This is a genomic window from Streptomyces sp. NPDC028298 (genome assembly GCF_055565895.1).
The window spans coordinates 34003-52096 of the sequence record NZ_JBVHTL010000001.1 but is presented as its reverse complement, the minus strand read 5'-3'; the positions used below and the strand labels follow the sequence as shown (position 1 = coordinate 52096).

General features: G+C 71.4%; 17 protein-coding genes. 8 read left to right on the top strand and 9 right to left on the bottom strand.

Annotated elements, in window-relative coordinates:
- Positions 1–481: 481 nt before the first annotated feature.
- On the top strand, positions 482–1609 hold the full coding sequence (gene ltaE / locus ACZ4TO_RS00250; protein WP_468022934.1) for a low-specificity L-threonine aldolase: 1128 nt from the start codon (positions 482–484) through the stop codon (positions 1607–1609).
- A gap of 60 nt (positions 1610–1669) precedes the next feature.
- On the opposite strand, the gene ACZ4TO_RS00245 is transcribed toward ltaE, so the two are convergent.
- The 3 genes from ACZ4TO_RS00245 to ACZ4TO_RS00235 form a co-directional block, all read right to left on the bottom strand.
- Positions 1670–3148 (bottom strand): glutamate-cysteine ligase family protein, encoded by a 1479-nt coding sequence (locus ACZ4TO_RS00245; protein ID WP_382784763.1) that lies wholly within the window; start codon positions 3146–3148, stop codon positions 1670–1672.
- A 258-nt stretch (positions 3149–3406) separates the two neighbouring features.
- Positions 3407–4381 (bottom strand): NAD(P)-dependent alcohol dehydrogenase, encoded by a 975-nt coding sequence (locus ACZ4TO_RS00240; RefSeq protein ID WP_468022933.1) that lies wholly within the window; start codon positions 4379–4381, stop codon positions 3407–3409.
- A gap of 137 nt (positions 4382–4518) precedes the next feature.
- Complete coding sequence (locus tag ACZ4TO_RS00235; RefSeq protein ID WP_468022932.1) at positions 4519–5241, bottom strand: DUF4232 domain-containing protein; 723 nt, start codon at positions 5239–5241, stop codon at positions 4519–4521.
- Positions 5242–5614: 373 nt separating this feature from the next.
- Between ACZ4TO_RS00235 and ACZ4TO_RS00230 the strand changes: the two genes are divergently transcribed.
- The 5 genes from ACZ4TO_RS00230 to ACZ4TO_RS00210 all read left to right on the top strand — a co-directional run bounded on the left by ACZ4TO_RS00230 (position 5615) and on the right by ACZ4TO_RS00210 (position 9671).
- The gene (locus tag ACZ4TO_RS00230) at positions 5615–6100 is read left to right on the top strand and encodes a DUF6896 domain-containing protein (protein WP_468022931.1); all 486 of its coding nucleotides are present in this window, start codon (positions 5615–5617) and stop codon (positions 6098–6100) included.
- Positions 6084–6554: a hypothetical protein gene (locus ACZ4TO_RS00225; protein WP_468022930.1), complete on the top strand. Its 471-nt coding sequence runs from the start codon at positions 6084–6086 to the stop codon at positions 6552–6554. The genes ACZ4TO_RS00230 and ACZ4TO_RS00225 overlap by 17 nt, the downstream gene beginning before the upstream one ends.
- 142 nt (positions 6555–6696) lie before the next feature.
- Positions 6697–7131 carry a DUF5958 family protein gene (locus tag ACZ4TO_RS00220; RefSeq protein WP_468022929.1) on the top strand — a complete coding sequence of 145 codons (435 nt, stop codon included), beginning with the start codon at positions 6697–6699 and terminating at the stop codon, positions 7129–7131.
- 217 nt (positions 7132–7348) lie between these two features.
- Entirely contained in the window at positions 7349–7879 is a 531-nt protein-coding gene (locus ACZ4TO_RS00215; RefSeq protein ID WP_451075272.1) for a hypothetical protein, read from the top strand.
- Positions 7880–8096: 217 nt separating this feature from the next.
- Positions 8097–9671: a serine hydrolase domain-containing protein gene (locus ACZ4TO_RS00210; RefSeq protein ID WP_468022928.1), complete on the top strand. Its 1575-nt coding sequence runs from the start codon at positions 8097–8099 to the stop codon at positions 9669–9671.
- A 22-nt stretch (positions 9672–9693) separates the two neighbouring features.
- On the opposite strand, the gene ACZ4TO_RS00205 is transcribed toward ACZ4TO_RS00210, so the two are convergent.
- From ACZ4TO_RS00205 to ACZ4TO_RS00185, 5 genes are all read right to left on the bottom strand, one after another.
- Positions 9694–10062 (bottom strand): VOC family protein, encoded by a 369-nt coding sequence (locus ACZ4TO_RS00205; protein ID WP_468022927.1) that lies wholly within the window; start codon positions 10060–10062, stop codon positions 9694–9696.
- A gap of 86 nt (positions 10063–10148) precedes the next feature.
- The gene (locus ACZ4TO_RS00200; RefSeq protein WP_468022926.1) at positions 10149–11153 is read right to left on the bottom strand and encodes a HEAT repeat domain-containing protein; all 1005 of its coding nucleotides are present in this window, start codon (positions 11151–11153) and stop codon (positions 10149–10151) included.
- Between the two features lie 3 nt (positions 11154–11156).
- Complete coding sequence (locus ACZ4TO_RS00195; RefSeq protein ID WP_468022925.1) at positions 11157–11792, bottom strand: HEAT repeat domain-containing protein; 636 nt, start codon at positions 11790–11792, stop codon at positions 11157–11159.
- A gap of 322 nt (positions 11793–12114) precedes the next feature.
- Complete coding sequence (locus ACZ4TO_RS00190) at positions 12115–12723, bottom strand: TIGR03086 family metal-binding protein (RefSeq protein WP_468022924.1); 609 nt, start codon at positions 12721–12723, stop codon at positions 12115–12117.
- Between the two features lie 123 nt (positions 12724–12846).
- Positions 12847–13485 (bottom strand): TetR/AcrR family transcriptional regulator, encoded by a 639-nt coding sequence (locus ACZ4TO_RS00185; RefSeq protein WP_468022923.1) that lies wholly within the window; start codon positions 13483–13485, stop codon positions 12847–12849.
- Between the two features lie 172 nt (positions 13486–13657).
- On the opposite strand from ACZ4TO_RS00185, the gene ACZ4TO_RS00180 reads away from it, so the two are divergent.
- Positions 13658–14230, top strand: coding sequence for a chloramphenicol phosphotransferase CPT family protein (locus ACZ4TO_RS00180; protein WP_468022922.1), 573 nt, complete (start codon positions 13658–13660; stop codon positions 14228–14230).
- 8 nt (positions 14231–14238) lie between these two features.
- On the top strand, positions 14239–15744 hold the full coding sequence (locus tag ACZ4TO_RS00175) for a COG1361 family protein (RefSeq protein WP_468022921.1): 1506 nt from the start codon (positions 14239–14241) through the stop codon (positions 15742–15744).
- On the opposite strand, the gene ACZ4TO_RS00170 is transcribed toward ACZ4TO_RS00175, so the two are convergent.
- Positions 15733–17943, bottom strand: coding sequence for an FG-GAP repeat domain-containing protein (locus ACZ4TO_RS00170; RefSeq protein WP_468022920.1), 2211 nt, complete (start codon positions 17941–17943; stop codon positions 15733–15735). The genes ACZ4TO_RS00175 and ACZ4TO_RS00170 overlap by 12 nt on opposite strands.
- Between the last annotated feature and the right edge of the window lie 151 nt (positions 17944–18094).

Below are 18094 nucleotides of genomic sequence, written 5' to 3'. Positions count from 1 at the left end.
CGCGCACACGGGCCGCGCCTCGTCGAAAGACAACGTTGTCGCTTCGTGGCGCCGGGCGTGCGACCCGGAGTGAGACGGAAGTGGACCAACAGAATGGCACCCCTGCACCGGATTGCACCCTGTCGTGTTCACGACCGCCCGCAATGAGACACGGACCAGGCGTACGGAGGGCGAACGGCACGCGTACGGCGGGCACTTGGCGGGAGCCGCGAAGGCGACGACCGGGGGAGCGGCGTGAGCGGGGGAGCGGTGTGGGTGGCAGCGTGCGTGGCCTGGGTCGGGGGTGCGGCGTGATCGGGGGAGCGGCGTGGGTGGGAGAGCGGCCTGGCCGGGGGAGCCGCGTGATGGCCCGTCGGTCTCAGCCTTGACGGGAGGTGCGGAGGGCCGGACATCTGCCCCTCCCGGAGGGTGCTGCGGCCGGACCTCCAGGGCCTCGTCCCCCAGACACTCGGGGCGGCTCCTGGCGTGGCAGAGTATGCGTGTGCCCACCACTGATGCCGCCCGTGCCGCCGACGCCGTCGATGCCCCCCGCGCCGTGAACGCGCCCGAGGCCGCCCATGACGAGCCCGGTCACCTCATCGACCTGCGCAGCGACACCGTCACCCGGCCCACCGAGGCGATGCGCCGCGCCATGGCCGAGGCCGAGGTCGGAGACGACGTCTTCGGTGACGATCCCACGGTCAACGCGTTGCAGGAGCGGATCGCCGGGCTGCTCGGATTCGAGTCCGCGCTGTTCGTCTCCTCGGGCACGCAGAGCAACCTGTGCTCCCTGCTGACCCACTGTGGCCGCGGGGACGAGTACATCGCCGGCCAGATGTCCCACATGTACCGGTGGGAGGGCGGTGGCGCCGCCGTACTCGGAGGCATTCAGCCCCAGCCGCTGCCGCACCGGGCGGACGGGACGCTGGACCCGCTGGACATCGCGGCGGCCGTGAAGCCGGACGACGCGCACTTCGCCCGGACGCGCCTGCTCTGCCTGGAGAACACCATCGGCGGGCGGGCCGTGTCGACGGACTACCTGAAGACCACGACGCACCTGGCCCACGAGCACGGACTCGCCACCCACCTGGACGGGGCCCGGCTGTTCAACGCCGCGGTGGCCGGCGGCGGCGATCCGTACGAGCAGGCACGGCTGATCGCCGGCCACTTCGACAGTGTGTCGGTCTGCTTCAGCAAGGGCCTGGGCGCACCGGTGGGCTCCGCGCTCCTCGGATCGCGGGAGTTCGTGGTCGAGGCCCGGCGCTGGCGCAAGGTCCTGGGCGGCGGGATGCGGCAGGCGGGCGTCCTGGCGGCCGCGGCGCTCCACGCGCTCGACCACCATGTGACGCGGCTCGCCGACGACCACGCGCACGCCGCGCTGTTCGCCGAGGGGCTGAAGGACGTGGCGGGCCTCACCATGGAGCCCAGTGGGACGAACATGGTCTTCGCGGCTTCCGCCCCCGGCGTCGAGACGGACGAGGTACGCGACCGACTGGCCCGTCGGGGTCTGCTGTGCGCGGGGTACCCGGGCCAACTGCGGTTCGTGTTCCACCTGGACGTGACGCGCGCCGACACGGAGCACGCGGTGCGGATCGTGCGCGAGACCATGACGGAGATGGCGAAGGGCTGATGCGCACGGGCCGAGAGGCGTGCGTCAGTCCGATGGCCCTGTGGGACCGAGGAGTTCGGGTCAGTCCACCGGCCATGTGTGCACCGGCGCGTTCAGGTGCATGTAGTCGATGTACTGCCGTGTCATGCGCCGCAGGGCCTCGTGACGGCCGCAGTGGTCCGCCGCCTCGAAGCGGTGCAGCATCTCCTTCTGCCAGACCGCCCCGTTCCGCGCGGTGACGCACCGCTGCTCGATGATGCCGAGCAGCGGCTCCCGCCACGCCTCGTCCATGCCCGACTGCTCCAGGCCCTTGTGGGCGAGCGGCAGCAGCCGCCGCAGGACGAGTTCGGGCGCCGGCACCTCACCCACTCCGGGCCAGTACAGGCGGGCGTCGATGCCGTGCCGCGCCGCGGTGTGCAGGTTGTCCTCGGCGGCGGAGAAGGACATCCGCGACCACACCGGCCGGTCCTCCTCCACCAGCGCGCGGGTCAGCCCGTAGTAGAAGGCGCCGTTGGCGAGGGTGTCGGCGACCGTCGGGCCCGCGGGCAGCACGCGGTTCTCCACCCTGAGGTGCGGCCTGCCCTGGGAGACGGCGTAGACCGGACGGTTCCACCGGTAGATCGTGCCGTTGTGCAGGGTGAGTTCGGCCAGCTCCGGCGTGTCCCCGCGCTCCAGCGTCTGCGTCGGATCCTGCTCCTCGCACAGGGGCAGCAGCGCGGGGAAGTAGCGGACGTTCTCCTCGAAGAGATCGAAGACGCTGTTGATCCACCGCTCACCGAACCACACCCGGGGCCGTACGCCCTGTGCCTTGATCTCCTGCGGGCGGGTGTCCGTCGCCTGCTCGAAGAGCGGGATTCGGGTCTCGTGCGCCAGCTCCTTGCCGAACAGGAAGGGCGAGTTGGCCGCCAGCGCGACCTGGACCCCGGCGATCGCCTGCGCCGCGTTCCAGTAGTCGGCGAACTGCTCGGGAGACACCTGGAGATGGAACTGCGTACTCGTGCACGCGGCCTCCGGCGTGATGGTCTCCGCGTACGTCCGCAGCCGGTCGACCCCGTCCACCTCGATGAGCAGATCCTCGCCGCGCGCCGCGAAGACCTGTTCGTTGATCAGCCGGTAGCGGGCGTTCTCCGACAGCGCCTCCGGTCCGACGTCCGACTCCCGAAGGGTGGGCAGGATGCCGATCATGATCAGATGGACGCCGATCGTCCTGGCGCGTTCGTCCGCGTGGTTCAGGGCGGCGCGGATCTCCTCCTCCCAGGCGTCGGGGCCACCCGCGATCAGCCGCCGGGGCGGAATGTTGATCTCCAGGTTGAACCGGCCCAGCTCCGTGTCCCAGGCGGGGTCCGCGATGGCGTCGAGCACGTCGGCGTTCCGCATCGTCGGCTCGGCCTCGGTGTCCGTCAGGTTCAGCTCGATCTCCAGGCCCACTCGGGGCCGCTCCACGTCGAACCGGGCTTCCCGGAGCATCTGTGCGAAGGCGTCGAGACATTCCTGCATCTTGATCCGGTACTGGCGCCGGTCCTCGCGGGTGAAGACCAGTGCCGGAACGTCGCGTCCCATCGGTCCTCCCGGTGGCCCCACGGATACCTGCTCCCTCCAGCGTCGCACCATGGGACGGGTCTGACCATGCGGAGCACTCGCGGGGCCGTGACGGGAGCCGCGGCCGGATCTCACACAGGGTGACGAGGGGGTTTCTTGAGGTGACGGGCATCGTGATCGTCCGTCCCGCCCGGCCGTGCCGCGGGCACGCCCCGCCGTCCGCGGCTGCGCATGGCTGCCGCCTGGAGGATCAGCGCACGACATGATTCCAACGCCCGGTCAGACGGTGATGACGACCTTCGAGCGTGCGTGCTCCTTTTCGAGGTACCGGATGGCCTCGGGCGCTTCGCTCAGCGGGTAGGTGCGGTCGACGGCAGGGGTGAGTTTCCCGGAGTCGGCCAGTTCTCTCAGGGTCGCCAGGTTCTCCTTGCTCGGCGCCGCCGTGAGGACGAGCAGGCGGTGGCGGGCGAAGCGGGACATCACCTGGCCCTTGATGAGGAGCCCCATCGGTCCGACGACACTCCCGCCTTCGAAGACGCCCCCGCCGGACAGGACGAGTGTCCCCTGGGGTTTCAGCGCGCGGCGGAACCCGGCCAACGAGTGGTTCCCCACCAGGTCGAACACGACGTCGTACCGCCGTCCGTTCCGGGTGAAGTCCTCCTGGGTGTAGTCGATGAGGTGATCCGCGCCCAGCGACCGGACCAGGTCCGTGTTCCTCGTGCTGCATACGCCGGTCACTTCCGCGCCGAACGCCTTGGCGATCTGCACCGCGAAGGTCCCCACCCCGCCCGAGGCGCCGTTGATCAGCACCTCCTGCCCCGGCCCGATCCGACCGAGGTCGCGCAGGCCCATCAGCGCGGTGTTCCCCGCGAGCGGGAGGGCGGCCGCCTGCTCGAACGACAGCGCGGCCGGTTTCGGCTCCAGCAGGTCGTCCCGGGCACTGACGTACTCGGCGAACGCGCCGTCCACCTCGCCGAACACCTCGTCGCCGGGACGGAACCGCCGTACGGACTTGCCCACCGCTTCGACCCGGCCCGCGAAGTCCGTACCCCGGATCCTCGTCTTCGGGCGGCTCACCCCGAGCGCCAGGCGTGCCAGGTACGGATCACCCCGCATGAGGTGCCAGTCCCGGGCGTTGACCGAGGCCGCGTGGACGCGGACCAGGACGTCGTGATCGGCGACGGCCGGGGTGTCGACCTCTCTGAGTTCCAGGACGTCGGGGGAGCCGTACCGGTCCTGGGCGATCGCCTTCATCGGGCCTCCGTGGCGCACGGTGGGTTCGGTGCGTAGTGGATCGGCTGACCGGACGTTCAGCCCCACCCACGATGGTAGGGAAGAGGCCGCTTCGCGGGTATCGGGGCGAATCCCTAGGTGACGCCCCGGGGTACGGCTCAGCCGCCCTGGCCGGCGCTGCCGATCGGGCCGACCTTCACCGGCTCGCCGGAGCCGTTCGTGACGGGCAGGGTGGCGGCGCCCGGCCAGGCGAGGGTGACCGTCTTGGTCTCGTTCGGCGGGGTCACCAGCAGGCCCGTGATGCGGACGCCGGAGCCGCCCGTCTTGTTGAGCGGGTAGGTGACGGCGAAGGCGATCGACTGTCCGTTCTTGAGGATGCTCCGGCCGGCCGACGCACCGGTGCGCTTCGCGGACACCGTCCCCGAGTTCGTCTTCAGGTCGACGCCCGCGTACCCGGAGATCGAGCAGTCGTGACCGCCGCCGTTCTTGAATTCCACCGCGACGTTGCCGGAGGGGTCGCCGTCGATGGTGTCGTCCTTCGCGGTGACCTCCAGCTCGTCGGTGTGGCACCTCTCGACCTTGCCGCTCGCGTCGGTGCCGGTCCCGGCGGTCGAGCCCTTTCCGGTCGAGCCCTTTCCGGTCGAGCCCTTTCCGGTCGAGCCCTTTCCGGTGCCCGTCCCGCCGGTCTGATCCGAGCCGCCCGAGTCCGAACCGCTTCCCTGGTCCGAACCGTTCGAACTCGAACCGCCGGCCTGGGCCGACGCGTGGGATCCGGCGGACGGTGCGCTCTTCCCCGTACCGTCGTCCCCGTTCTGGCAGGCCGTGAGCGAGAGGCCTGCGGCGACGGCCAGGGCGGCGAAGGTGAGCTTGTGAACGCGCATCGATTGTTCCTCGGTCCGGGTCGGTGGTACCGGCTGCCCGCCGGCGGCGAGCGTTTCCGAGCATCAAGAGCGCCCCGGCCCGGCAGCCGTTCCGCCCAATCGCCGTGTAGTACACCCCTGTTACAGGCCCACCCGAACCCGAAGCCCACCTCCCCGGACACACCCCGGCGCCCACCCCGCCGACGGGCCCCACGACCCCTGCCCACGACCGTCACCCGCTGGGACGGACCTGTGACGCGACGGCACTTGACGCATGCGGAAGCGGTGGCCCGACACGGAGTCCCCGGTCGTCGTGGAACAATCGCATCCCTGATGTCGGTGCGATGGGTGACGCGATGTGTGGCTCCGGGCTGATGACCGCGGGCGGTCGCGAGTGAACCCGTCACGCGCCCTGGTGGTCGGCTACGTCGACGCTCTCGGCGTCGTAGGGGAGGCCGTCCGGGCGGCGATGCCCTCGCTCGTACGACTCGCGGACATCCTCGGGCTGGTCCGGTCGCGCCAGATCGCCCGGCGCGGCGAAGCAGGCGGCTACGAGTACGCCGTGCACGGGGCAGGGTGTCGGTTCACGGCCCAGGACGGCACCGAGGTCGATGTCGACTTCGCCGCCGACGGCACGGAGATCTTCGACCTCTGGCGACTGCGCCTGTACGGGCAGAGCCTGCCCGCGCCTGTGACGTCGACCGAGGACGACCTGCGAACGGCGGTGGAGTCGCTGAGTCCCTTGCTGACCGAAGTACGGCCGGGCTGGTTCACGGTGACCCGGCGCCCGGTTCGTCCGCTCGCACGTCATCTCGACGACGGCCCACCGAACGGATCGATGTCCTCGCCGCGAGAGCGGGGCGATGAGCGGCATGGGTGACCTGAGGCTCGTCTGGACTTTGACGGGACATGGCTGGGCCCACTGCACGGTGGCCGATGCGCGCGGTGAGGCCGAAACCACCGTCTCCGACATCACGACAGCACCGGAAGACCTGTTGACAGCCGTGACCCGCATGTTCGCCGGCGAGGGGGAGACCCGTGCGCAGTTCGAGGCGGAGCCGACCGCCTACCGCTGGATCTTCTTCCGCGAAGGACAGGACGTCTGGATCCGCGTGCTGGAGCTGCCGGACGGCGGCAACCATGACAACGCGGGTACTGAGATCTGGTCGAGCCTGCAATCCCTCGAAGCCGTTGCCCGGGCGGTGATTCGCTGCTTCGACGAGGTGAAGCGAGAGTACGGCGTCAGCGGATACCGAGGGAAATGGGGCGAACACTTTCCCTCCCTCGAACTCGAAGCCCTCAGGCGGGCATGGCGCGACAATCAACTGGCGTGATCAGCCTGCGGCAGCCAGGATCGAGCGCAATCCGCTGGCCGCTGGGCGGGACGGCGCCGTCGATGGCGTGGCGATCCGGCGGTGCTGCGCGCAAACCCTGATCAGCCGCGGCGGAGCGCCGCCTTCTCGACCGGAGCCCGTTGTGAGCGAACGCGACGTCATACTCAACGAACTCGCCCAAGGGCTGCGCCCGATGGCGCAAGGTGTCGAGTGGTTCGACGGTCTCGGCTCGGAGGAGCAGAGCGAGGTGCTGCGCTTCCTGTGCCACCACTGTGGCCAGGCTCGCGCCGTCGAGGAAGACGGACCTGAGGCCGTCCGGCGTTCCGGGCTGCGCCCGACGTACACCCCTGCCGTGCTGATCACCCGGGGACGGATCGACGAGCAACTGGGGAAGGTCGCAGGTCTCACCCCGGTCGACGAACGCCGAAAAGCCTTCCGTCTGTTGGTCGCGGTGCTCGCCATCGCGGACGAGCGACGTCGCCGGCGCTTCTGTTCCGGTGGGTGCGGTCACTGGTGGCATCAGTTGGCCGGCGCCGATGCGGCTGCCCGTACCGTCGGCTCGGACGGGGCTTCGTGAACCACCGACCCTCACGGCGTGGTACCGGTCGCGGGGCGAAGGCGGCGCCCGCCCGGTATCTCCGTGCCGCCTTGATCGGTGGCGAGGGGTCGAGCGGTCCGGGGTGTGGCGATCGGCGCAGCGACACCACCCGGGTGAGCTACGGTGCGGCACGAGCGGTTGCGCGGTTCCTACGGTCGTGTTCGAAGCCAACGGAACACATGCGAAGGAACGATCCTTGAACCGCACAGTCGCCAGGGCCGCCGCACTGCTCGCCTCCGCCCTCGTCGCCCTTCCCGTCACCGCCGCGACCGCAGCCGCGGCCGACAAGGGCGACGGTCCCCTGATCGTCATCAACAACGTGTACCAGCGCGCGGACGGCGACATCTTCAACGTCGGCCACGACAACGTCGTCGGCTCCGGCAACGGGAACGGCACCCAGCCGACGGGGGTCGGAGCGCCGGGCGTGAGCCAGACGACGGTGCGCATCAAGACGGGCACCCGTCTGCCGTTCAACGGCGTACAGCTCGCCTCGCACGAGGGCAGCGGGGAGTACCCCCGCGCCCTCTACCCGAACTACGCCGCCATCGTCCCGATCGACGGCCCCTCCACGGCCGTGTACCAGTCGGAGGGCGGGGCCGGGCAGGTCCGCATCACGGCGACCGTCGAGGACGGCAGGGTCCTGCCGAACTGCGCCTCCGAGGGCAACCTGGACTGCCGTATCGACTACGACGCGCAGGGTCAGTACGTCGTCATCGACGGCCGCTGACAGAGCGAGGACAGCGGCGGGGCCGAGCCGTCAGGCCCCGCCGCACCTCCCTGGCCGGGACCGGCGTCCCCACACCGGTCTGCCGGGATGGGCCGCGCCGCACCGGCGGTGCCGGGACCGGCCGCCCCACACCGGTCCGCCGGGAAGAGCGCCGCCCCATCACCGCCTCGATCGACAGCCATTCATCTTCCCTCCCGTTGCCCTGAGGAGAACGCCCATGGAGTCCGACGCCGCGAGTGCGGTCTCGTCGACCGGTACGACGCGCAGGACCGCGATCCGGGGAGCCGTGGCCGCGGGCCTGGCCGCCGGGCTGGGCGTCCGGTCGTCCCCGGCACGCGCAGCCGGACCGGCGGCGGCCGCGGCGGGCGCATGGCAGGGGTTCGCCGCCCGGGTACGGGACGAGTTCACCGCCATGGGCCTGGCCGGCGCGGCCGTCGCCGTGGTCAGCAGGGACCGCGTACTGCTGACGCTGCCGCTCGGCGTCCGCGACATCGAGAGCCGCGCCCCGGTCACCCCGTCGACCCGCTTCCTCGTCGCCTCGACGACCAAGTCGATGACCTCGCTGCTCGCCGCGACCTACGTCGACCGGCGGCAACTGGCCTGGGACCAGCGGGCCGTCGACGCCTGGCCGGGCTTCCGAGCACCGACCGACCGGCTCACGCGCTCCCTGAGGGTCCGCGACCTGTTCGGCATGGCCACCGGCATCGACGAACCGCCCGCCCTGTCGGGCCTCCACGAGGGCGACCCCACAGCCCCCGAGCTGCTCCGATCCCTGGTCACCCTCCCGGTGGTGGCGCCACCCGGCACCAGCTACCACTACAACAACACGGTGTACTGCGTGGGCGGTTACCTCCCGCTGCTCGCCTCCGGCGTGACCGGCGACGCCCTGACCGGCACGTTCGCCGACGAGATGCGGGAGCGGGTGTACGGGCCGACCGGTATGACCGGTGCCCGGATCGCGGACGACCCCCGGGGACTGGTCACCGACTTCATGCGCGGGTACGTACCCGACCTCACCGGCGCCAACAGGCCGCTCGCCTACGGGCCGGTCGGCAGCTACGCCCCCGCCGGCGGCACGCTCGCCTCGCTCGACGACATGGCCGCGTACGTCCGCATGCAACTGCGGCGCGGTGTCTCCGTCGACGGCCGGCGTGTGGTGTCGGCCAGGAACCTCGCCGAGTGCTGGAAGCCCCACATCCCGGTCCCCGTGTCACCCGAGTTCGACCCGGACGTCACCGAGTCCGGCTACGGGATGGGCTGGATCCAGAACCGTTTCCGCGACGGCACCTCGCTGATCTGGCACAACGGCGGGATCGACGGCTTCACCTCGTACATCGGCTTCCTGCCCGAGCACGACCTCGGACTGGTCGTGCTCAACGGGATGAACCCGACCCCGACCGGACCGTACTTCTACCTCTACGTCCTCAACCTGCTGCTCAGCGAACGGTTCGGCCTCAACAAGGGCGTCCCGGCCAAGGCCCATGCCGCGTACGTCGCCGCCCTCGAAGACCTGCGCGCCCTCGGCCGCCGGACCGCGCCGACCGACCCGGGAGCCACCGCACCGTACCTGGGCTACTACGAGGGCGGTTACCGCCTCACACGCGAGGGACGCGACCTGAACCTCCACCTCGGCCCGCGCACCCTGCCGCTCGGCGTCCTGCCCGACGGCAGCTACGTGGTGACCAGCGGCCTGCTCGTCGAGAACAAGGTCCTCCTCACCCGGGACGTCGACGACACCCCCCGCATCGAACTGGTCGGCCTGGAGACGGTCCGCCGCACGGTCGGGCTGTAGCCTTCCCGCGCGGGAGCGGCGGTCAGCGGTGGCCCGTGTCGATGACGCAGAAGCGGTTGCCGTCGGGATCGGCGAGAACGACGAAATCGGCGTCGTCGGGATACCGGTCCCATGCGACGCGCCGCGCGCCCAGGGACACCAGCCGCTCGACCTCCGCGGCCTGGTCGGCGGCGTCCCCGGCGTACAGATCGAGGTGGATCCGCGGACGCTCCTGTACGGGCGTCTCGCTGAGGCCGAGTGACAGCCGTACCCCGGCCCCGTCCGCAGGCATCAGAACCACCCAGTCGTCCTCCGGCGCGTCGCGCGGGACGTATCCGAGAGCCTCCGTCCAGAACGCGGCCGCGCGCGGCACATCCGACACACCCAGGACGACGGAACCGACGGTCAGCATGCGCTGATTCTGACGGACGGAGCGTCTTGCCGGGGGACGAGTGTCGGCGCGCGTCGCACAGGTGGAGGAGTAGCAGGTGGAGGGGTTCAGTGCGTGTCACGCAGATGGAGGAGATAGGCCGCGGTCAGGGCGACGGCTCGGTCCGGGTCCTTGGACAGGTCCACGAGCGCGTCCGACGTCCTCGCCCCCGGGATGCCCGCCAGGGCCTGCGTCAGCCGCCCGCGCGCGGGTGCCTCCGTGGCCGGGTGGGCGAGACGGCCGAGGAGCCCGTCCGCGAGCCGGTCCGCCGTGACGGGGTCGCTCGCCAGCACGCTCAGCGCGTCCGCGGCGTCGGTGTCGTTGCGTCCCTCCACGATCATGTCGAGGAGCGTCGGGACCGCGTCGGCCACGCCGCGCGCCCCGAGTGCCAGAGCCGCGTGCCCGCGGACCACGGAGTCGGGGTGCGCGAGAGCACCTCGCAGATACGTGGTGGCCTCGGCGTCCGGCATCTCGGCGAGCGACTGGACGGCACGTTCCCTCACCGCGGCCGACTCGGAGGCCAGACCCTCCGCGAGCAGCGCCGGGCCGCGGTCGCCGGAGCGCGCCAGGGCCCAGCGAAGGGCCCCGGCGACGTTCGGCTCCGTCTCGCCCAGCACCGCTTCCACCAGGGCCTCCACGGGCACCGGGACCTCACCGGCCGAGGACAGCGCGGCGCGCTGCCGCGCGTCGGCGCTCTTCGAGGCCAACGCCTGGAGCAGCGCAATGACTTGGAGGACGTCCTCCCAGCCGGCCGGCTCCGCGGCATGAATCCTGCGCAGCCGCGTGAGCAACTCGGTCTCCGCCGCGATGCGTTCGCGGGTCTGAGCGATGAGACCCTCGACGAGCGAGGACGGCGCGAATCCGGGATCGTCCAGCGCGCGCCCGATCTCACGCAGCGACAGCCCCAGTGAACGCAGGCTCTCGATGTGGAAGATCCGCCGGATGTCGTCCCCCGAGTACTCCCGGTAGCCGGAGCCGGTACGCCCCGAAGGACGGACCAGACCGAGCGACTCGTAATGCCGCAGCATGCGGGCACTGACACCGGACCGTCGCGCCACCTCACCGATCAACACGCCCTATGGTCCCTCCTGTCCCGGCCCGTCGAGGACCGCGACGCGCTTGGCCTCCTCGATCGCCGACTCGAATCCGGCGTCCGGATCGCGCAGCAGCCGCTGGGTGGCCAGCGCGTGCGTCCGTACGCGCTCGCCGGGCGCCGTCGTCGCGGCGAGCAGAACCGGCACGATCGCGTCTCCGAGCGCGACCAGGGCCTGGCTGAGACTGAGCTGCGTGTCCTGTCCGCCGCGCCCGAGCTGGGTCGCCAACTCCGCGGCCAGCCCGGCCTCTTCGCCCGCCGGTACGAGAACGACCGCGGCGCGCCAGGAGCTCCGCGCCACCTCGTCGTCGGCGTCGGACAGCAAGGCCGGTGTGATCGCCTGCCACCCTCGCGCGTCACCGATCTTGGACAGCGTGTGCAGTGCCTGGCTCCGTGCCTGCGCGCGGTCCGAACCGGCCTCGGTGAGCAGCGCGGGAAGCGTCATGGACACCGGGTGGCGGGTGAGCGCCCAGGTCAGCATGTCGCGGACGAAGAACTCGGGCTCGACCGCGCAGCGCTGGACGAGGCGGGGGACGAAGGCGGGGTCGGGTGCCGAACCGACCGCCAGCGCGGCCCGCAGCCGCACGGACGAGTCGCCGTGCTCCAGCCCCCGGAGCATGCGTGCCGTACCCGCATCCGCATCCGCATCCGCATCCCCAGCCGTGCCGGCAGGTACATGAGCACCCGCATTCGTGCCGGCAGGCACACAGGCATCCGCATCAGCCCCGCCAGGCACCCGCGCATCCGCATCAGCCCCGCCAGGTACCCGCGCATCCGCGCCCGCAAGTACAAAGGCATCCGTGTCCGTGTCCGCGTCCCGCTCCGTGATCGTCATCGAGACCACCTCCTGGACACGCAGTGAAGGCCTTGCCACCGTGTCAAGGTCAAACGGGACCGGTGCGGAGGGCCTCCTCGCGCGTCGGCTCCGCGCCGCGAGGTGTTCAGGTCGCCACGGGCCAGAGGTGCGGCTCCCGGCCCAGCAGCCGCAGCGTCGCGTCGAGCGGGTCCGACCCGTCGGGCACGTCCAGCGCCGGGGCGAAGGCGTTGCCGGGGCCGCGGACCGCCGGATCGTTCGGTACGCGCCGGGCTGTGGCCAGTGCCGCCGCGAGCACGTCGTCGGGGAGCTTCACACCCACTCCCAGCGTCGCGGCGACGTCCCAGGCGTGGACCACGTAGTCGACGAGGTGGAAGCGGACGGCCTGCCGTCCGGGAAAGCTGCCGCCCAGCTCCGGGAGCGCGAACTCCCGCTCCGTCGTGCCGGGTTCGGCGAAGGCCGCGAGGACTGCTGTCGCGGCCGCCCGGTGGACCCGGGCCGGCTCGTCCATGTCCTGCGGTTCCCGCCAGTGGGCCGCCTCCAGACCCGCTCCGCGTGCCGCCGCCGCGAATCCGAGGTGCTGTGCGGTCATGTGTGCCACGAGCCGGCGAAGATCCCAGCCCGCGCAGGGGGTGTCCCGGTCCCAGTCCGCGGGCTCCGCCAGGTCCACCACCCGCAGCGCCTCCTGCACGGCGATCCGGTCGAGCTCGACGATGTCCGCTCCGCTGACAGTCATGAACCGACCGTAAAACTGTGCGACCGGTCGTGCAATTATTTTTCCAGCCAGAGGGATCTCTCGGGCCGTGGCCAGGGACTGGCCGTGGTCAGGGACTGGCCGTGGCCAGGGACTGCCTCGGCATCAGCCCCCTCGGGGGACGGACACCCCTTCCGCCGAAGCGTTCCGCAAGCGGTTCGCGATGCCCGTCCGAGCCCGGTGATAGGCGGTCTCCTCGTCGTGCAGCACCGACACGGCGTTGGCCGCCTCCATCAACGCCACCAACTCGAAGGCGAGTTGGGGGACATCGGTGTCCGGGCGCAGCTCGCCGCCCGTGCGGGCCTCCTCGATCGTGCGCTCCATCAGAGCCGTCCACGCCCGATGGGCCGACACCACATCGTCGTGCACCGGACCCGATCGGGCGTCGAACTCGGCGATGACCCCGTAGAAGAAGCAGCCGCCCGGGAAGACCCGTCCGCGCGAGTAGTCGAGCCACGCCTCGCAGAGCCGCCACACCCGTCCGACGCCGGCGGGGACCTGTTCCGAGGGGCGGATCACCCGCTCGGCGAAGATCCGTCCGGCTTCGCGCACGGTGGCGAGTTGCAGCTCCTCCTTGGACCCGAAAAGTGCGAACACCCCGCTCTTGCTGAGCCCCAGCTCGGTCGCGAGCCGTCCCGCCGACAGCGCCTCCAGCCCCTCGACCGAGGCGATGTCGACGGTTCGGCCCAGCACCAACTGCCGGGTTCGGTTGCCCCGTTCGAGCCGTCCGTCGGGCCGGGTCATCTCGGTGCTCCCTGGTCCGGCGCCAAGTGATCGCTCTCCTCCGTACGGGCCACCCGCGGCCGCCCAGTCGTGGCTCACAGCAGACCACTGTAGGAGGTCCCGGCCGAGGCCGTTGAGGCCGTGGCCTCCGGGGTGTTCACGGTCGTCACGGCGGCCGTGTGATCATGACGGAATGACAGTCGGCCGCATCATCTTCCTCAACGGCACGTCGAGTTCGGGAAAGTCGAGTGTCGCCCGCGAGCTGCTCGACGTGCTGGACGACGGTGTGTTCTTCCATCTGGCGGTGGACAGCTTCAACGCGATGCGCACCAAGCGGACCCTCGGTGAGGCGGAGCTGGAGACCGCGCTGCGGCGGACGAGGATGGGCTTCCACCGCTCGATCGCCGCGATGGCCGAGGTCGGCAACGACGTCGTCGTGGACCATGTGCTGAGCGAGCGGTGGCGGTTGTTCGACTGTTTGTCGGTCCTTCCCGCGGAGAACGTGCTGTTCGTTGGTGTCCACTGTCCGTTGGAGGAACTCGAGCGCCGGGAGCGGGCGCGCGGAGACCGCCCGTCGGGTCTGGCCGCGTATCAGTACGACCTCGTGCACCGTCACGGCGACTACGACCTGGAGTGCGACACCGGCACGTCGAGCCCGCGTGAATGCGCCGAGCAGATCAAGGAGTTCCTTCCCCTTCGCCCGACCCCGACAGCCTTCGCCCGGCTCCGTGACCGTCACGTGCGCGTCGAGCCCGAGGGGAGGTGAGGCGGTAGATGGGCCTGTTCGTCCGTTCGTGGAGGGCCGTCGTCGTCCTCCTGCTCGCGCTGACCGGCGTGACGTCCGTCCTCTCGGGGTGCTCCTCGAACGGGGGAGACGACGTGGAGCTGGTCGCTCCCCCGGTCGTCTACGTCTCCCGGGATCCGCACCGGACCGCTCACGACCTGCGAGTCCAGGAAAGGGCTCTCGACGGGAAGACGGTCGAACTGCGGGTCACCTTCGACGCCGCCGATCTGAAGAACGTCGTCACCGTCCGGCGCGCACTCGACGACTGCGTTGTCCATCTGCCCGTCTATCACTGCGACACGCAGGTGGGGGCAGGTCCAGGAGGCATCCAGGCCTTCCATCTGAGTCCCGCGAAGGGGGCGAAGGCGGGTGACTCCGGCGTCCTGCGCTACCGCGTCACCGCTCCCGGCATGAGGCCCCTCACCGGTAAGACCCGCATCGTGGTCGGCCGACCGGAACTCCGGGTCGCGACCCGTCTCCGTCAGGGCCCTGTGCAACCCGGTGAGAGCCTCGCGGTCCGTCTGACCGTACGCAATGTCGGTGACGTGCCCGCCCGCGGAGTGGCGTTGAGCATGGAAGCGCATGACGGAGTCACCATCGGCAGTCGGCACACCAACTGCTATTACCGGGGCAGCACTTCGGTGTGGTGCCGGCTCGCCGCCGCCGACGTCGTCATTCCGCCCGGCCGGTCGTACAGCCTGGCCGTCCCCGAACACCTTCGGGCGGCGCGTGACGCCGGCTATCCGACCGTCGACGTGAGTGCCGCCGCCGTCGGAACCGAGTACGTTCCACCGGTCGCATCGTGGCACCGGCCGGACGACGGGACACGCCTGCGGCTCGTGCCGGCGACCGTGACCGACCCCGCCGTGCCGGACAAGGCCGGCGACGGGCCACAGGTTCTCCACGTGCCGGTGCGCAACCGGAGCGAGCTCGCGGCGATCGCCGACACGGCCCGCGGCCCCGTCGGCAGTCTGGCCACCGTGCGGATCGGCGTCCGCAACGACGGCCCCGGTTCGCTGCCGACCACGGTGAGGGTCGTCTTCACCGTGCCGGAGGGCACCACGGTCGTGGAGTCGCCGTACAGCTTCGCCGGCGACGAGGAAGCGATCGACCAGGACTGCCGGGCAGTTGCCGCCGACGACACGCCTCTGGCCGAGGCGTTCGTGAAGCAGCCCAGCGCCCGACGGTACGTGTGCACGGCTCGCGTCGAGGCCGTGGGAGCCACGACGACCTTCCCGTTCACCCTCCGCATCGACATCGGCACCGACAGCGTCGACCGGCGCGGCCGCGTCACGGTCTCGGACGGCGACTCCGCGCGCCCCAGCCGGGACACCACGCCGACCGACGACGCGGCGGACGTCGTCGTGTCCGTGTGGCCGGGCCCGGCCTGGGCCACCCCCGGCTTCTACGCCGGCGCCGCCGTCGTCATCGCCCTGCTCGCCGCCGCGCTGGCCCTGTACACGCGGCGCCGAAGGCCGGCCTCCTCAGCCGAGTGAGGCCCAGGACTTCCAGTACGTCGAATCCCCCGCCTGGACGCGGCTCTTGAAGGAGCCCGTGCCCGTTCCCGCGTTGAGCCAGAGGGTGTTGGAGGTGTCCCGGGAGATCAGGTCGTTCCTGCCGTCGCCGTTGATGTCGCCGGCGCCGATGACGTCCTTGTAGGTGCGGCCCCAGTCCTTGAACACCTGCACGCGGTCCTTGAGTTTGCCGGTGCGGGTGCCGTCGTAGCGCCAGAGCTTCCCCGTACCGTCCAGGGCGAGGACGTCCCCGAGGCCGTCGCCGTTGAGGTCGCCCGCGCCGATGACACGCTTGTAACCCGTCCAGGCGGTCCGGATCCTCACCCGGGGCAGGAATCCGTCGCTCCCGTCGTGGGCGTACAGGTACAGGTCACCGGAGGCCTTGTTCCGGGCCAGCAGGTCGGGGCGGCCGTCGCCGGTCTGGTCGCCGCTGGAGAGCAGGACGTCGTACGCGCTCCAGTCCCGCGACAGGCGCCGGTAGGCGGAGTCGGGTGTGGGCAGGCCGCCGCAGACCGGGGTGTAGAGCCGCGCCTCGCCGCCGGGCAGCCGGACCACGAGGTCGTTGCAGCGGTTCCCGTCGAAGTCGCCGAACGGCACGATCCGGGTCTCGGCCGCCCAGGGGCGTGCCTGGAACGTACGGAGCGGATTGGTGCCGTCCTGCGTGAGCAGGTTCATCGTGTCGGAGAGGCCGGTGCCCAGGATGTCCGAGCGGGTGTCGTCGGCGTAGTCGTGCCACTTGGGCAGGGCTCGGGTGCCCGTCGTCGCGGTGAACGCGGTGGGCGCGGAGCCGGCGGCCGCGGACTGCGTCCAGACGGCGACCGGGCGCCCCTTGTCGTCGGTCGCCACGCGGCCCGCGCTGGTGGTCCCGTCCGTCAGGGAGTTGAGGGTGCGCGGCTTGCCCACACTGCCGACGGCGACGGTCTGGGCGACGAAGTCGCGGCGGATCGTGTGCCCCGAGAGGAAGCGCTTCTGGGTGTACGTGAGCACGAGCGAACCGTCCGCGGTGCGGGTGCTGCCGAGCGAGTCGGCCTCGGTGTCACCGGCCAGGTCCTGCGGGGCCTTCCAGCCGCTCCCGGTCGCCTGGCGCGTGGCGACGGCCGGTCCTCTGGCGCCCGAACCGACCGCCGTGACATCGCCGTTCGGCGCGGTCAGCAGGTCGGCGGGCCGGGTGTCGTTCGCGTAGATCCCGGTGCTCTCGGTCGGACCCCAGTTCGCCGCCCCCGCGGGCTTGCGGGCGTAGTTGTTGAAGGAGAGCAACTGGAAACCGCCCTGCGGGTGGGCCGCCAGCGTGACCAGCCGGGGTTTCTCGCCGAGCTGCGGCAGATCCCGCGGCGCGGTCCAGGAGGCCGAACCGGCGGGCTTCTCCAGGTACTTGTAGTACCACTGGTAGGCGGTGGGGTCCGGGTCGACGCCGTCGCCCGTGTAGTAGCTGTCGCCGCCCCAGATCAGCCCGAGGGCGCCGTCCTTGGCGACGGCGAGGCGCAGGTCCCGCAGGTGGTAGTCGTAGACGTTGTCGGGCCGGACGATCGGCTCCGGGAGCCGGTCGAGGACCGTGGGCGCGGACCACGCGCCGGTCGGTCCGGGGCGCTCGGACACGGTGAGCCGGTGGTCCTTGTCCATCCAGGCGACGGCCTGGCGGCCCGTGGGTCCCGCCGCGACCGTGGTGACGGCCGTTCCCCGGAAGTAGCCGTCCGTGGCCGAGGTGCCGGCCGCGACGACCTCGGCGGGCCCAAAAACGGTCGCGTCGGGTGCCAGCCGGGACATGCGCAGGGTGCCGGTCGTCGCGTCCGCGGCCTTCTCCCACCACACGAGGACGAGCGCGCCGTCGTCCGTGCGATGGAGCGTCGCGCCGGGGGCGGGCTCGGCGGACCGCCAGGTCGAACTGCCCGCGGGCCTGACCGACAGCACGGTCTTGCCGCCTTGTTCGAAGAGACCCGCCAGGGTGCCGCCGCGCGACGACTGGAGGTCGATCACCCGGGTGACGCCGGGAAGCTGCTTCGGCGTGGCCCAGGGGCCGATGCCCACGGCGGTCGCGGCCGCCGTCGCGGCGGTGCCGCTCGCCGTGGCGGTGGCGGCGGCCGTGGTGGTGGACGGGACGGCGTGCGCGCACGGCACGGTCACCGTCAGCGCGAACACGGGAACCAGCGCGCTGCCCAGAAGCGCGCGCGAAGACGTGATCATGTGGAAGGCCCCCCCGGGCTTGAACTCATGAAGTAGCCGCAGCGTATCTCAGCCATGATCATGGCGCCGTCTCGCCCCGGCAGAGGTCACGCGAGGCCGACGGTTCGGCGCGCGGGGCCCCTCACCGCCGGCTGCCTCGCCCCGCGCTCGG